Raw genomic sequence first — 14,750 nt, 5'->3', positions numbered from 1 at the left:
CTGGGGGCCGTCGGCCGGGGGCTATGCGGCGAACAGATCGAGCACTGGGCGGCGCCAGTGGCCGTCCAGGTCCAGATCGAGCGCCGGGTCGGAGGCGAGCACCGCCTGCTGGAGCTTCTGCAGCCGCGGCGACGGCTCCAGCCCGAGATCCTCGACCAGTCTGGCCCGCAGCCCCTGGTAGACCTCCAGCGCCTGCCAGGGGCGGCCCGCGCGGTAGAGCGCGGCCATGCACTGGGCGTGCAGCCCCTCGTGCAGCGGATGACGGGCGGTCAGCTCGGTGAGCTCCGTGAGCAGCTCGGCATGGCGGCCCAGCCGCAGATCGGCCTCGATACGGCGCTCCAGGACGCCGAGCCGGCTCTCCTCCAGACGGGCCAGCTCGATCTCCAGGACCGGCCCGACCTTCACATCCACCAGCGCGGGGCCGCGCCAGACGGCCAGCGCCTCGCGCAGCAGCAGGGACGCCTGGACATCGTCCCCGGCGTCCAGCGCGTCCCGACCCGCGGCCACCAGCCGGTCGTACTCATGGATGTCCACCGCGCCCGGCTGGGCCTCCAGCACATATCCGCCGTACCGCGTGGCGAGCACGTCCTTGGAAGCCTGCGGGGCCTGTGGGCCATAGGCCGCGGCCAGCCTGCGGCGCAGCTGAAGGATGTAGGTCTGCAAAGTGGTGAGCGCGCTGCGCGGCATCTGCGTGCCCCAGATTTCCTCCATAAGAGTGGGCACCGGGAGCATCTGGTTGGCGTAGACGGAAAGCAGTGCAAGGATCTGGCGCGGCTTGCCCGCGCTGGGCACGATCGACTGACCGCACGCCTCGACGCTCAGCGGCCCCAACACCTTGATGTCCATGGTCGTGTACCTCCGTCAACGGTCCGTCAAGTGCCTCCTGGCCGCGCGGCCCTGCCACCGAGGCATCTAAGAGCCTCGCTTGTGGGCGGCCTGTGCGGCCAGTGCCGGAGTAACGAGCGCGATATGAGTTCCAGAGCCTCGCACTATGACAAATTCACACCCCTGGCGATGAGAGAGTCCGCGATGACCGATACGCCCGTCCCACATGAGCCCACGAGCCCCGCCGCCCTGGCTCATCCCGCCGAGAACACCGAGGTCACCGGGGTCGCCGGGGTCGCCGGGGCCGTCCAGATCACCGAGCGCGCCAAGGCCGCCGGGGGTGCCAAGACCGCCGGGACCGCTCGTCCGCCCGCCGAGGACGACGACCTGGTCATCGAGGATCTCTCCGACGCCGCCTGGCCCGTCCCCGCGCCCGGCATCTGCATCTGCACCATCGGCGCCGGATGACCGGGCGATGACCGGCGAACTGGGCTTCACACCACACCTGCGGGTCGAGCCGGTGCCTGGCGAGGCCGTCTACCTCGTCTCCGAGCACGGGGTCACGGCGCTGCACGGGCGGGCGATCGCCGCGCTGGCGCCGCTGCTCGACGGGTCGCGGGACCTCGCCCACATCCTCACCGAGGCCGCCGCGCCCGGCCGCGCCGCGGGACCGCCCGGCGCGGTTCCGGCCGGGCAGGCCGAGCGCGTCATCGCCCGTCTCCGCGCGGCCGGGCTGGTCTCCGAGCGGGAGCGCGCCTGGAGCCCCGAGGAGGCGTACTGGGAGCTGGCGGGGCTGGGCACGGGCGGCTCCGCCCCGGCCCCCGCGCCCGCGTCCGCCCGCCCCGCCGTGGCCCCGCTGGTGCTCGGCTCGACCGACCCGGACGAGGTGGTCCGGGCGCTGCGTGTCGCGGGGCTGAGGACCGTGGACGGCGAGACCGCGGACCCGAGGTCTGTGAACGCGGAGGCGGCGGACGGCGATCCGACGGTCCCGGGGGCCAGTAGCCCTCGGCGGGAGATATGTCAAATCGCCTTCCGTCAACATGACGCCGCAGAACTCACCCTTGTGGTGTGCGATGACTACCTCGATCCCCGGCTCGCCGCCGTGGACGCCGCGCACCGGGCCGTCGGCCGTCGCTGGCTGCCCGTCAAACCGGTGGGCACCCAGGCGTGGCTGGGCCCGTTCCTCGGCGCCCCCGACGATCCGTGCTGGGTCTGTCTGGCCGACCGGCTGTGGCGCGGACGGCAGGCCGAGGCGTATCTCCAGCGCCGGCTCGGCCGCCCCGGACCGGTGCCGCGACCGCCCGCCGCCCTGCCCGCGAGCCGCGCCGCCGCGCTCCAGCTCGCCGCCCTGGAGGCCGCCAAGTGGCTGGCCGGGTACCGGCACCCGGGCCAGCGGGAGCTGCGCACCCTGGACAGCCTCACCGCCACCGTGGACCGCCATCCGCTCTCCCGACGCCCCCAGTGCGCCGGCTGCGGCGATCCGGCGCTGGTCGCGGCCCGGATACGGGCGCCCCTGTCGCTGCCCTCGCCACGGGAGCCACGGGGACCACGGGAACCACAAGAGCCACGCGAGTCACGGGAGTCACGGGAGTCACTGACCGAAACCGATACCGCTGCCGACATCTCCCCGCGCGGGATCATGGAGCGCTACGGACATCTGGTGGACCCCGTCACCGGGCTGGTCACCGAGATCCGGCGCGATCCGCGCGGCCCCGCCGTCCTCAACTGCTTCCACGCCCGCCACCCTTCGTACGCCGGAGTGGGCCCCAACAGCCGCCTGGACGCCGTAAGGGCCGGGCTGCGGGCCGCCGCCCACGGTAAGGGCCGCACGGCCGAACAGGCGCGGGCGAGCGCGCTGTGCGAGGCCCTGGAGCACTACAGCGGCCACTTCCAGGGGGACGAGCCGCGTCAGCGCGCCCGCTACCGCGATCTGCGCCCTGAGGACGCGGTGCACCCGGACACCGTCCAGCTCTTCGACCCGCGCCAGTTCCGGGACCCCGCCCTCCCCGCGCGCCACCGCGTCCAGGATCCGTTCGACGAGGGGGCGGAGCTGGACTGGACCCCGGTGTGGTCGCTCACCGCCGAGCGCCACCGGCTGCTGCCCACCGCGCTGCTGTACTACGGCGCCCCGCAGCCCCCGGGCCACCGCTGCTGCCGGGCGGACTCCAACGGCGCGGCGGCGGGCGGCACCCTGGCCGACGCCGTCGTACGGGGCTTCCTGGAGCTCGTGGAGCGGGACGCGGTCGCCCTGTGGTGGTACAACCGCACCCGGCAGCCCGCCGTGGCCCTGGACGCCTTCGACGACCCCTGGCTGGCCGAAGTGCGCGCCGCCCACCGGGGCGTGCGGCGCGAGGTGTGGGCCCTGGACCTCACCACGGACTTCGGCATCCCGGTGGTCGCCGCGCTCTCCCGGCGCCTCGACAAGCCCGCGGAGGACATCACCTTCGGCTTCGGCGCCCACTTCGACCGGCACACCGCGCTGTGCCACGCCTTCGCCGAGCTGAACCAGATGCTTCCGGCGGTGGTCGAGGCCCGTGCCGACGGCGGGGGTTACGGCGCCGCCGAGCCCGAGGCGCTGCGCTGGTTCCGTACCGCGGCCCTCGCCGACCACCCGTATCTGGCTCCCGATCCGGCCGCCCTGCCGCCCCGGGGGACATCCGGCCCTCCGGAGCCCCCGGAAGGCGGTGCGCTGGCCGCCGTAAGGGAGTTGGCGCGCGGGCGCGGGATGGAACTGCTGGTGCTGGACCAGACCCGGCCGGATGTGGGGCTGCCGGTGGCCAAGGTGCTGGTGCCCGGAATGCGCCCGCACTGGGCCCGGTTCGCGCCCGGCCGGCTCTTCGACGTCCCCGTGGCGCTCGGCCGGCTGCCGCGGCCCACGCCCTATGCGGACCTCAACCCGATTCCGTTTTTCCTGTGATCCCCCGTGATATCCAGTAACTCTGCGTACACCATGAGCCTTCCACAGGGCCTCTCCACGCCAGGTGAAGATCGGATACTCTCGGGCAAGCCACCCAATCCGGCCCGACCATCCGGAGGACGAGTGCAGGGGAGCCTCTTGCCCGACGATGCCGGGAACCATCCACCGCGCCACCAGGACGGTCTGGCGCCGCGTCTGGCCGTGGTCATCACGGTCCTCGTGCTGGTGGGGTACTTCGCCGTGGCCGTCACCTATGTGGTCGACGGCAATCGTTCGGGCAGGTCGGTCGACGCGGCGATGCTCGGTCTTGCCCTGCTGCCGATGACGATGCTGCTCTGTCTCCAGATGCTGCACTCCTTCCCCGGCCTCGCGCCCCGGCTCAGCGGTGCGCGGCGCTGGACGCTGGCGCTCCAGATGGTGCTGACCTTCGCCCCCTTCGCCATCTTCAAGCACGCCTGGCTGGGCATGCCGGGCTTCCTGGCCGGCTCCTCGCTGCTGGTGCTGGTCCCGGCGCTGGCGTGGCCCGCGTTCGCGGCCATCCTGCTGTGCACGGACGTCCTGCTGTTCCAGGTGGGCTTCGGCTGGGGTCAGGTCGCGTACACCACGGTCTCCACCGCGCTGACCGGGCTGGTGGTCTTCGGGCTCTCGCGGCTGTCCGGGCTGGTCGCCGAGGTGTCCCGGTCCCGGGCCGAGCTGGCCCGGCTGGCGGTCGCCCAGGAGCGGCTGCGGTTCTCCCGGGACGTGCACGATCTGCTGGGCTACAGCCTGTCCACGATCACCCTCAAATGCGAGCTGGTGCACCGGCTGGTGCCCCGGCAGAACTCCCGCGCCCAGCAGGAGCTCTCGGAGATCCTGCAGACCTCCCGTCAGGCCCTCGCCGACGTACGGGCGGTGGCCAGCGGCTATCGCAAGATGTCGCTGTCGGCGGAGGCGGCGACGGCCCGCTCGATGCTGGCCGCGGCGGGCATCAGCGCCACGGCCGAGATCGACTGCGGACCGCTGCCGGAGCTGGTGGACACGGTGCTGGCCAGCGTGTTGCGCGAGGGGCTGACCAATGTGCTGCGCCACAGCAATGCCGACCACTGCGCGGTCGAGGCGCGGCGCAGCGGGCACCGGGTGTCGCTGACCCTCGTCAACGACGGGGTGGGCCGGCCGTCCACGATCCTGCGCGCCGACAGCTCGGACGGCGGCAGCGGCATCGGCAACCTCCGGGTGCGGGTGGAGAACCTCGGGGGGCGGCTGCGCGCGGGCGTACGGTCGGACGGCTGGTTCGAGTTACGGGCGGAGCTGGACGTGTCCGTGAAGGCGCCGCCGCGGAGCGGCCGGGAGTACGGCCCGGGGCCGACGGTGACGGCGTGACGGGGTAACGGGGGTAACGGGGCAACGGGGCCCAATGGCGAACGGCCCCTGACTCCGTAACGGGACCCCTGACGGCCTGACCAGCACGCGGGGACGCCGTACGCCGCCTTACAGCCAGCCCGCTTCGCGGGCGATCCGGATGGCGTCCACCCGGTTGCGGGCGTCCAGCTTGGTCACGGCGGACGTCAGATAGTTGCGCACCGTGCCCACCGACAGAAACAGCTTGGCCGCGATCTGCCCGGAGTCCTCGCCCTTCGCGGCGAACCGCAGGACTTCCAGCTCCCGTGGGGTCAGCGGCTGTGGGCCGTCGTCCAGGGCGGCCAGCGCGAGCTGGGGATCGATCACCCGCTCGCCCTTGGCGACGGCGCGGATGGCGTCGCTCAGCTTCTCCGGGCTGCTGTCCTTCAGCAGAAAGCCGGAGACATGGGCGGCCAGCGCCCGGCGCAGATTTCCGGGGCGGCCGAGGCTGGTGAGCATCATGGTGCGGCATTCGGGGACGGCGGTGCTCAATTCGGCGGCGGCGGTGAGCCCGTCCACGCCCGGCAGATCGATGTCGAGCACCGCGACGTCCGGGCGGAGTTCACGGGCGCGCGGCAGGATTTCGGCGCCGTTGGAGAATTCGGCCACCACATCGATATCCGGTTCGAATTCCAGCAGGGCGACCAGTGCCTTGCGCAACATATGCATGTCTTCCGCGATCAGCACCCTGACCATGCCGCCCCCTGCTTTCCCCACCCGGCCTCACCCCGCATGGCGATTATTCCCCCGCCCTCTCGGCCATTCCATCGATTCGCGGGGAAATACGCCCGTCGAACGCCCATCCCGTAGCGCGCATGCGACCGTGCGCCCCCTTTTCACGCCGCACCACCCCGGCGGGGTGCACCGACCCCCGGCCCGAACTCGGCGTGCAGCGCGCGCACTTCACCCCGCAGATAGCGCTCGCGCAGCAGGGCGCGCCGGATCTTGGCGGTTCCCGCCCCGCGCACGGTGCCGGGGCGCACCAGCAGCAGCGCGCCGGTCTCGACCCCGAACTCCTCCGCGATCAGGGCGCGGATCCGGGCCGCCAGCCGGGGCAGCCCGGTGCGCGCCCCGCCCGCCGTACGGACGACCTCCTGGACGACCACCAGCGTCCCCGCGCCCGGCCCCGCGCAGAACACCCGGGCCGATCCCAGCGCCTTCGCGCAGCCCAGCAGTTCGCGCTCCACGTCCTGGGGGTGCAGGGTGCGGCCGTCCACCAGCAGGGCGTCACGGACCCGGCCGGTCATCCGGAGCCGGCCGTTGACCGTAAGGCCGAGATCGCCGGTGCGCAGGAAGCCGCCGGGCCCCTCGGCGACGCGGGCGGCGAACTGCGGCGCGGTGTCCGACGGACCGCCCCAGTGGCCGGTGGCGACGGCGGGGCCCCGCACCCAGATCTCCCCGGGCGCCCCGTCCGGCAGCCGGCGCCCGGTCAGCGGATCCACGACGGCGAAGTCCACGCCCGGCACCGGTACGCGCCCCGTGGCCAGCGGCACCGGCGCCCCCTCGGCCGGGACGTAACCGGCCACCAGCGTGTCCGGGCGCAGGCCCAGCGGGGCGCAGCGCTGGGGGAAGGCGGCCATGGTCCCGGCCGAGACGGGCTCCCCGGCGTTCAGCGCGGTCCGCCAGCGGGAGAGGTCGAGCCCGGCCGGCGGCTCGTCGCCGAGGAGCGCGGCGCAGCGGGCGTGCAGGACATCGGGCGCGAGGGTTTCGGTGATGCCGTGGCGGCTGATGGCGCGCAGCCAGCCGAGCGGATCGGTGCGGTACGGCTCCGCCGGGAGTGTCACGGCGGTGGCGCCGAGCCATAAGGGGTGCAGTACCTGCCCGATCAGCCCGGGGGTGTGGCGGCGGGGCAGCCACCCGCCGATCCGGGAGCGGCAGTCGGTGCCGAGCGTCCGCCGCAGCCCGGCCATGGCCGCCGTAAGGTTGCCATGCGTCAGCAGGGCGCCGCGGGGGGGCGGTGGCGGGCCCGGAGTCGTAGGCGAGCAGCGCGAGGCTGTCGGCGGTGGTGCGGAGGGGTTGCCGGGGCGTGTCGGCGCCCGCGTCGGGGCGGAGTCCGTCGACGGCGAGGCAGGTGAGACCGGCGCGGCCGATCCGGGAGAGCCGGCGGGAGGTCTCAGTGGCGTGGGCGGTCTCGGTGAGGACGAGGTCCACGGCGGCGTCCCGGACGATCGAGGCGGTGCGCTCGGCATCGGTCCGGGAGGCGGAAGGCGCGGGCACGGGCACCGCGACGGCCCCCGCGTACAGACAGCCGAGCAGCGCCACCGCGGCGCCCGGACCGGGGTCCATGGCGAGCAGCACCCGGCGGCCGACGGCGTCCCGGGCGCGCAGCCAGGCGGCCACGGCGTCGGCGCGGGCGTCGAGCGCGGCGTAGGACACGCGGTGTTCGGTGCCATCGGCGGCGGGGTGGGCGAGCGCCGTGCCGTCGGGGCACCGGAGGACCTGTTCCTTCAGGGCCTCGGACAGATTCGCGTATCGCGGCATTCTCAACTCCCGGGCGCCCGACGTCGAAAAGGGGCCCACAGTCTCGAAGCGCCACCTCGAAGCCGACTCGATCAACGGTTAGGAGCGCGCCCCGGTACTCGGCGGGGGACCGTCAGCGGCCCGGCCTGCTGCGTCGGCGCGGGTCCGGCAGCGGCCCGCCGGGCCGTCGCGGCTCCGTCATCAGCCGTCATCAGCGCGCCCGGCGGTTGACCCGGACGGTCCAGCCTCCGTCGGCGGCGCGGCCCGCCACCGTGATCCGTACGGCGTCCTCCTTGACCGACATGGTGTCCCCGACGCCGAGGGGGGCGTCGGCGAGTTCGGGGTAGACCGACTCGTTCCAGCAGGCGGAGGTGGCGGGGTGGCCGTCCAGCACCTGGACGGGGCCGTCGCCCGACGCCTTGTCGTTGTGGACGCGGTAGACCAGCACGCCCTCGGTGCAGGTGCCCGCGTCGTTGCCGCTGCCGCCGCGCGCCTCGATGGCCAGCGCGGTGGTGGGCCCGGTGCGGACCACGACCAGCCGGGTGCGGGTGTCGGGGCCGGACCGGCCGTGCGCCATGGGGGCGGCGAGCGGCTGGAGGGTGTACCGGCGCGGTCCGGTGGCGCGGTCGCAGGCCACCTGGCGCGCGCCGAGCCAGCCGAGCTTCCACTTGTGCCAGCCGAACGGATCGGGTGCCATGCCGAACTGGCTTCCCATCAGGTCCCAGTCGCCGACGTAGGTGTCCCATTCGGCGTTGCCGTCGGTGTCCTTCGGCCGGTGGTAGAGGTCGGGCAGGTCGAAGACATGCCCGGTCTCATGGGCCAGCACATTGCGGTCCGGCGGATGGTGCTCGAAAACGGTGACCAGGCGGCGCAACTCGACACCGTCCGCGCGCAGTGGCTTTTCGAAGTTGACCACTTTCGTCGCGTCGGCGTCCACACCGGGGGCGTCGGGGTCGGCGACCAGATAGACGAGGTCGTAGCGGGCGAAGTCGAGGTGCGGATCGGCGGCCGCGATGGCGTCGCTCAGATAGGCCGCGCGGCGCTGGGCGTTCCAGTCGCGCTGTATGGCGTACGCGGTGGAGCGCTGGGGCATGGTGATCCAGCGCCGCAGCGGATGCACCCGCAAGCCGAACTTCCCGTAGGAGGCCCGTTTGAAGAAATTGGGGGTCGCGGGCATGTGGTCGGCGGCCAGCTGGGCGGGGGTCACCCGGGGCCGGGCGTCGGGGAAGGACAGGAAGACCATCGCCGCGTCCAGGTGGCGGACCGGGCGCGGATAGCGGGAGTTCCAGCTGTCCACGCCCTCCGAGTGGTGGGCGTCGGTGCGTTTCAGGTCACAGGGGCCGCCGGGGCCGGCCGCGACGGCGGGACCCGCCACCACAGTGGTCGCGATGAGCGCGCTCAGCGAGGTGAGCAGGGCTCCGGTCCGACGCAGCCGAGGCTGCCGGTGCACCCCCTCGGGTACCTGAGGACGCACCATGTCGACCTCCCGGGCGTAGTCGGAACACCCACTCCACCCTGAGGCGGATTGGCGGGGTACGCCCTGTTGGGTTGGGCTGGTCGAGTGAAGAGGCCGCTATCCGGGTACGTAACAGACGGTCACAATCGGTCAGAGCGGCCGTTGGCCCGCGCAGAGTCGAACAGATACGACCAAACACATTGTCAAGGCGGCGGTGAGCGCGATGACATCGATGGAACGCCCGGAGCACGAGCCCCTATGATCGGCACATTTCCAGCGGGGAATCCCCCTTCAGGCAGGCACTTATGGTCGGCCCGGCATCCGGTGTGAGACATGCACAAGATGTGTACGAACAACCTGGACACAACAAACGCCACGCGGGAGCGAGCGGTGAGCGGAACCCCCGACGGGCAGGGACGCGCCCCGGGCGCGACACTGCCGATGATCACAGAGCGTGAGGCTATGCCGAGCGTCCTTCCGGTCGCGGAGGACCCCGGCGCACCCCGTCCGGCCCCCGGCGCGCCGTCGGTCCTGGGCACGCCCCCGGCCCCCGGCGCGCCCCCGGGCGCGGGGCACCCAACGGGGCATACCACCGGGCCCACGGCGGGGCATACCGCCGGGCCCACCACCGGGCCCACCACCGGTCCCGCGCCCGGCGACTACCGCGCCGCCTTCAATGTGGCGCGCCTCGCCATGGCCGTCGTCGACCGCGAGGGCCGGGTGCTCGACGCCAACCCCGCGCTCGGCGCCCTGCTCGGCACCGATCCGGCCCTGCTGATCACCCGCAGCGCGGCGGACCTGGCCGATCTGCGCGAGGATCCGCGCACCTGGCGGGAGTACCGGGACGTCCTCGACGGCCGTGCCGCGCGGCTGCGCCGCACCCGACGGCTGCGGCGCGCCGACGGCCATGCCCTGTGGGCCGAGATCACCGTCGAGCCCGCGCCGGACAGCTGCAGTCTGCTGCTGTCGATGGCCGACATCAGCGACCAGCGGGACCTCCAGGGACGGCTGCGCCATCTGCAGATGCACGACCCGGTGACCCGGCTGCCCAACCGCAGCCTGTTCTTCGAGCGGATGACCAGGGCGCTGGAGGCGGCCACCTACGATCACGGCGGCACCGGCCGGATCGGGCTCTGCTATCTCGACCTGGACGGCTTCAAGGCGGTCAACGACACCCTCGGCCACCGGGTCGGCGACCGGCTGCTCGGCGCGGTCGCCAAGCGGCTCACCGACTGTGCGGCGCCCGACGGCCATCTGGTGGCGCGGCTCGGCGGGGACGAGTTCGCCCTGCTGGTCCGCAACTCCACCGGCACCGAGCAGCTGTGCGACCTCGCCCGGACGGTGCTGGCCGCCCTTCAGGAACCGTTCGACGTGGGCGGGCAGCGGCTGTCGGTGTCGGCGAGCATCGGCGTGGTGGAGCGGCCCGCGGCCGGCACCCACACCACCTGGCTGATGCAGGCCGCGGACACCACGCTGTACTGGGCGAAGGAGGACGGCAAGGCGCGCTGGACCCTCTTCGACCCGGAGCGCAACGCCCATCGGATGACCCGGCAGGCGCTGTCCAGCACCCTGCGCCCGGCGGTCGAACGGGACGAGTTCGTGCTCGACTACCAGCCGCTGGTGGGGCTGGGCGACGGGGTGGTCCGGGGGGTGGAGGCGCTGGTGCGCTGGGACCATCCGCAGTTCGGGCGGCTGTCGCCGAACCGCTTCATCCCGCTGGCCGAGGAGAACGGCGCGATCGTGCCGCTGGGCCGGTGGGTGCTGCGCACCGCCTGCCGCCAGGCCCGTGCCTGGCAGCTGGCCGAACCGCCGCATCCGCTGGTGGTCAGCGTGAATGTGGCGGTCCGCCAGGTGTGGGACTCCGATCTGGTGGCCGATGTCGGCGCGATCCTGGCCGAGACCGGGCTGCCGCCGCAGCTGCTCCAGCTGGAGCTGACCGAGTCGGCCGTGATGGGGTCCACGGGGCGGCCGCTTCAGGCGCTTCAGGCGCTCAGCGACATGGGGGTGGCCATCGCGATCGACGACTTCGGGACGGGCTACTCCAACCTCGCCTATCTCAGCCGGCTGCCGGTCTCCACGCTCAAGCTGGACGGCTCCTTCGTCCAGGGGTTCCGGGCGGAGGAGCATCCGAATCCGGCCGACGAGACCATCGTCGAGGCGTTGGTGCAGCTCGCGCACCGGCTGGGCCTCACGGTGACGGCCGAATGCGTGGAGAGCGCCGAGCAGGCGGAGCGGCTGAGGCGGATCGGCTGCGATACGGGACAGGGGTGGTTCTACTCCCGTCCGGTGCCGCCGGACCGCATCCAGGCGATGATCAACTGCCCGGCGCCGGATTAGGGCTACGCCTCCGTCTGCGCCGTCGGCAGATCGTAGGCGTCGGCGATCAGCTCGTACGAGCGCAGACGGGCGTCACGGCCGTGGGCATTGGCCGTGATCTTGATTTCGTCCGCTCCGGTGCGCTTGATCAGCCCGTCGAGCCCCTCGCGGACCTGGTCCGGGCTGCCGTACTCGACATTGGCGAGCCAGCTGTTGATGAAGTCGCGCTCGATCTCGTTGAACTCGTACCCCTCGGCCTCCTCGGGCGTCGGCACCAGGCCGGGGCGTCCGGTGCGCAGCCGGATCATGGCCAGGGCGCCGGTGAGCACCTGGCGGTGGGCCTCCTTCTCGTCCTCGGCGGCGAAGGCCGAGACGCCGATCGAGGCGTACGGCTCGTCCAGCACGGCGGACGGCCGGAAGGTCTCGCGGTAGAGGTCGAGCGCGGGGACGGTGTTGGCCGCGGAGAAGTGGTGGGCGAAGGAGAACGGCAGGCCGAGCATCCCGGCGAGCCGGGCGCTGAACCCGCTCGAGCCCAGCAGCCAGATCGAGGGCCGGCCGGCGGACTGGACCCCGCCGGGCACCGTGCCCTGCACCGGCCCCGGCACCGCGTGGATACGGGCGTAGCGGTGGCCGTCGGGGAAGTCGTCGTCGAGGAAGCGGGTCAGCTCGGCGAGCTGCTGGGGGAAGTCGTCGGCGCCCTCGCGCAGCCGCTCGGTGCGGCGCAGCGCGGCGGCCGTGGCCCCGTCGGTGCCGGGGGCGCGGCCGAGGCCGAGGTCCACCCGGCCGGGGGCGAGCGCCTCCAGGGTGCCGAACTGCTCGGCGATGACCAGCGGGGCGTGGTTGGGGAGCATCACCCCGCCGGAGCCCAGCCGGATCCGCTCGGTGTGCGCGGCGAGATGGGCGAGGATCACGGCCGGGGAGGAGCTGGCGACCCCGGGCATGGAGTGGTGCTCGGCGACCCAGAAGCGCTGGAAGCCCCGGCGCTCGGCGAGCCGGGCGAGCTCGGTGGTGGTCCGCAGCGCCTCGGCGGCCGTCACCCCGCTGCCGACGGTCGCGAGGTCCAGCACCGACAGGGGCACCGGTGCGCTGCCGAGGGGCCGGGCCCGGATGGGGTCGCGCTGGTCGTCTCGCCGGTCCTGCTCATCGGCCACGGTGGCCCGCCTCCCTGGTCGCACCGCACGGTGCGCGTATGTCGTATGCGTGTGCGGCACCGCGCCGCCACGCCTCTACGTCTACCGGCGACATTCAACCGGAGAAAGGCTCCGGTTTATTCCCGGCCCTTGTTCCCCGGCCTCCGGTGAACGGCCGGGTCCGCCGCCACCTGGGGAGGAGGTGTGGCGGCGGACCCGACGACGGTGTCCCGCGCGATCACGCGGAACGGGCCTAGCCCGCGGTCCGCGCGGTGCGGCGGCGGTGGAGGGCCAGCGCCGTACCGGCGCCGCCGAGTACCAGCACACCCGCCGTGAGGCCGATGGGGAGGGCGGCGGAGATGCCCTTGTCCTCGGCGAGCCGCCGGGTGGTCGGGGCGTCGGCGGCCGCGGCGTTCACGATCGGGGCGTGGGTGGCCAGGGCGGAGGTCGTGTAGTGACCGGACGTGTGGACCGACGCGACCGAGCCGTCGGACTTCAGCAGCACCTGGGTGTTGTTGGGGTGACGGAAGTCGAAGAGCCCGGAGAGGGTGTTCGCCCGGCGGTCGAAGGAGGCGTCACCGATCCGGCCGGTGTGCCAGTTGTCCTCGATGAAGCGGGTGATCGAGGTCTGCTCGGTCTGGGTGTGGTCGACCTTGTTGGACTTGCTGAAGGGCGAGATCACCAGCAGCGGCTGCCGGGGGCCGGGGCCACAGCGGTCCTGGTAGCCGCCCGCGGGCTTCGGAGCGGACTGGCAGGCGGGGCTGTCGGTGGCCTTGCCGCCCGAACCCGTGGTCTTGTCGGTCGACCCGTTGAGGGGCTTGGCGTAGGCGTGGTCGTACCAGCCGTCGCTGTCGTCGTACGCGACGACGATCGCGGTGTCCTTCCACTGCGGCGACTTCTGGATCGCGTTGATCTGCTCGACCAGGAAGTGCTGCTCGTCGACCGGGTCGGAGTAGCCGGCGTGGCCGTCCTGGTATTCGGCGGCCTTCAGGAAGCTGACGGACGGCAGATGGCCCGTCTTGAGCGCCGCGTCGAAGTCGGTGAGGTCGTAGTTGTGGTTGGCCCGGCCGCTGTGCCCGATCTCCTGGACGTTCTTCGGCGGGAGGTGATGCGGGTTGGCCGTGGACTTGTAGTACTGGAACGGCGCATGGTGCGGGCTGTAGTCCACCGAGGCCGCGCCGCCGACGTTCTTGTGGGTGGTGCCGGAGCACTTGGCGTAGTGATCCTGCTCACCGTCCCAGGCGGTGCTGGGGCGGAAGCCGCCCTGGAACCAGCCCCAGCTCACATCCCTGGCGTTGAGCAGGTCGCCGACGTTCCGGCCCTTCATCCGGGCCAGGGCGTTGCCGCTGGTGTGGTCCTTGTTGGAGCAGTCGTCGAAGGCCGGGTCCGGGTCGTTGATCATCGTGCCGACGCCCTTGGCGTCCGGCGAGGCCACCGCGTACGCGTCCGGCTTGTCGGTCTGGACCGGGTCCTCGGTGGAGGACTTGGGGTCGGTGGAGATCACCCCATGGGTCTGGCCCGAGATCAGCTCCAGCGCTCCGGGGCTGGAGGGACCGTAGGCCGAGCTGAAGGAGCGGTCGCTCATCGCGTAGTGCTGGGCGTAGTTCCACAGGCCGGTGACGGTGTTCCCGTCGTAGTAGTCCATCACCAGACCGGGCTCGCCGAACAGCCCGGTGCACTTGCTGACCTCGGTGTTCTCCACGAACTTATCGGCCTTGCCGCCATTGGCGGCGTACTGCTCGGGGCCGTAGGAGTGGTTCTGGTCGCAGGTCATGGCCTGGTCGCCGCGCAGCCGCTTGGGCTTGTAGAGATTGGGGTTCTTCTCCAGCAGCCCCGCGTTCGCGAGGGTGTCGATGTCCTTGGGGGTGTCCTTGGCCGGCGTGAACCTGGTGCCGTCCGTGTTCGCGGCCTCGGGGTAGGTGCCGAAGTAGTGGTCGAACGAGATGTTCTCGTCGAAGATCACCACCACATGCTTCACCGGGGTCGCGGTGTGGCCGCCCTTCGCGGGCGCGGCCCATGCGGGAGCCACCCCGCCCACGGTCGCCAGGGCCGCGGCGCCGGCCAGGGCACCCCAGCGCGCGACCCGGCCACGCCGTCGGCCGCCTTCGGATCCTGCCGTGCCGCCCATGCCATGCCTCCACATGATTCGCGTTTCACACCTGCGCCTGATCCTGTGCCGCGGGCAGGACTCTCCGATGGAATCCATGGAGGCGGCCGAGTGAATAGAGGGTCAGAAGAATCCAAGGAACTCTTGAGGTGTTCTTGACCG

Annotated in this window: 10 protein-coding genes and 1 pseudogene; 4 read left to right on the top strand and 7 right to left on the bottom strand. The window is 72.6% G+C overall.

Features of this window, described 5'->3' with window-relative positions; genetic code table 11:
- Nucleotides 1-21: 21 nt before the first annotated feature.
- Nucleotides 22-846 (bottom strand): AfsR/SARP family transcriptional regulator, encoded by an 825-nt coding sequence (locus ACMTAK_RS31485; protein ID WP_037953152.1) that lies wholly within the window; start codon nt 844-846, stop codon nt 22-24.
- 183 nt (nt 847-1,029) lie between these two features.
- Between ACMTAK_RS31485 and ACMTAK_RS31480 the strand changes: the two genes are divergently transcribed.
- The 3 genes from ACMTAK_RS31480 (at nt 1,030) to ACMTAK_RS31470 (ending at nt 5,101) form a co-directional block, all read left to right on the top strand.
- Nucleotides 1,030-1,293 (top strand): hypothetical protein, encoded by a 264-nt coding sequence (locus ACMTAK_RS31480; protein WP_413809295.1) that lies wholly within the window; start codon nt 1,030-1,032, stop codon nt 1,291-1,293.
- A gap of 7 nt (nt 1,294-1,300) precedes the next feature.
- Nucleotides 1,301-3,742 (top strand): TOMM precursor leader peptide-binding protein, encoded by a 2,442-nt coding sequence (locus tag ACMTAK_RS31475; RefSeq protein ID WP_413809294.1) that lies wholly within the window; start codon nt 1,301-1,303, stop codon nt 3,740-3,742.
- Nucleotides 3,743-3,880: 138 nt separating this feature from the next.
- Complete coding sequence (locus ACMTAK_RS31470) at nt 3,881-5,101, top strand: sensor histidine kinase (RefSeq protein WP_413809293.1); 1,221 nt, start codon at nt 3,881-3,883, stop codon at nt 5,099-5,101.
- A gap of 108 nt (nt 5,102-5,209) precedes the next feature.
- Here ACMTAK_RS31470 and ACMTAK_RS31465 read toward each other — a convergent pair whose 3' ends face one another.
- From ACMTAK_RS31465 to ACMTAK_RS31450, 4 genes and pseudogenes are all read right to left on the bottom strand, one after another.
- Complete coding sequence (locus ACMTAK_RS31465) at nt 5,210-5,815, bottom strand: response regulator transcription factor (protein WP_037953161.1); 606 nt, start codon at nt 5,813-5,815, stop codon at nt 5,210-5,212.
- A gap of 140 nt (nt 5,816-5,955) precedes the next feature.
- Nucleotides 5,956-7,059 carry an AMP-binding protein gene (locus ACMTAK_RS31460; protein WP_413813049.1) on the bottom strand — a complete coding sequence of 368 codons (1,104 nt, stop codon included), beginning with the start codon at nt 7,057-7,059 and terminating at the stop codon, nt 5,956-5,958.
- Nucleotides 7,060-7,096: 37 nt separating this feature from the next.
- Nucleotides 7,097-7,600: pseudogene (locus tag ACMTAK_RS31455) on the bottom strand (AMP-binding protein); the annotation flags it as partial.
- 190 nt (nt 7,601-7,790) lie between these two features.
- Nucleotides 7,791-9,056 (bottom strand): M6 family metalloprotease domain-containing protein, encoded by a 1,266-nt coding sequence (locus ACMTAK_RS31450; RefSeq protein ID WP_413809292.1) that lies wholly within the window; start codon nt 9,054-9,056, stop codon nt 7,791-7,793.
- Between the two features lie 321 nt (nt 9,057-9,377).
- Here ACMTAK_RS31450 and ACMTAK_RS31445 point away from each other — a divergent pair, with 321 nt between their 5' ends.
- Nucleotides 9,378-11,372 (top strand): putative bifunctional diguanylate cyclase/phosphodiesterase, encoded by a 1,995-nt coding sequence (locus ACMTAK_RS31445; protein WP_413813048.1) that lies wholly within the window; start codon nt 9,378-9,380, stop codon nt 11,370-11,372.
- A gap of 2 nt (nt 11,373-11,374) precedes the next feature.
- Here the strand turns inward: ACMTAK_RS31445 and ACMTAK_RS31440 are convergent, their stop codons facing one another.
- The gene (locus ACMTAK_RS31440) at nt 11,375-12,502 is read right to left on the bottom strand and encodes an LLM class flavin-dependent oxidoreductase (protein WP_413809291.1); all 1,128 of its coding nucleotides are present in this window, start codon (nt 12,500-12,502) and stop codon (nt 11,375-11,377) included.
- A gap of 232 nt (nt 12,503-12,734) precedes the next feature.
- Entirely contained in the window at nt 12,735-14,609 is a 1,875-nt protein-coding gene (locus ACMTAK_RS31435) for a phospholipase C (RefSeq protein WP_413809290.1), read from the bottom strand.
- Nucleotides 14,610-14,750: the final 141 nt, after the last annotated feature.

It is taken from the genome of Streptomyces lacaronensis (assembly GCF_047337785.1).
GTDB classification, from domain to species: Bacteria; Actinomycetota; Actinomycetes; order Streptomycetales; family Streptomycetaceae; genus Streptomyces; species Streptomyces lycopersici.
This window is presented reverse-complemented; position numbering and strand designations above follow the sequence as displayed.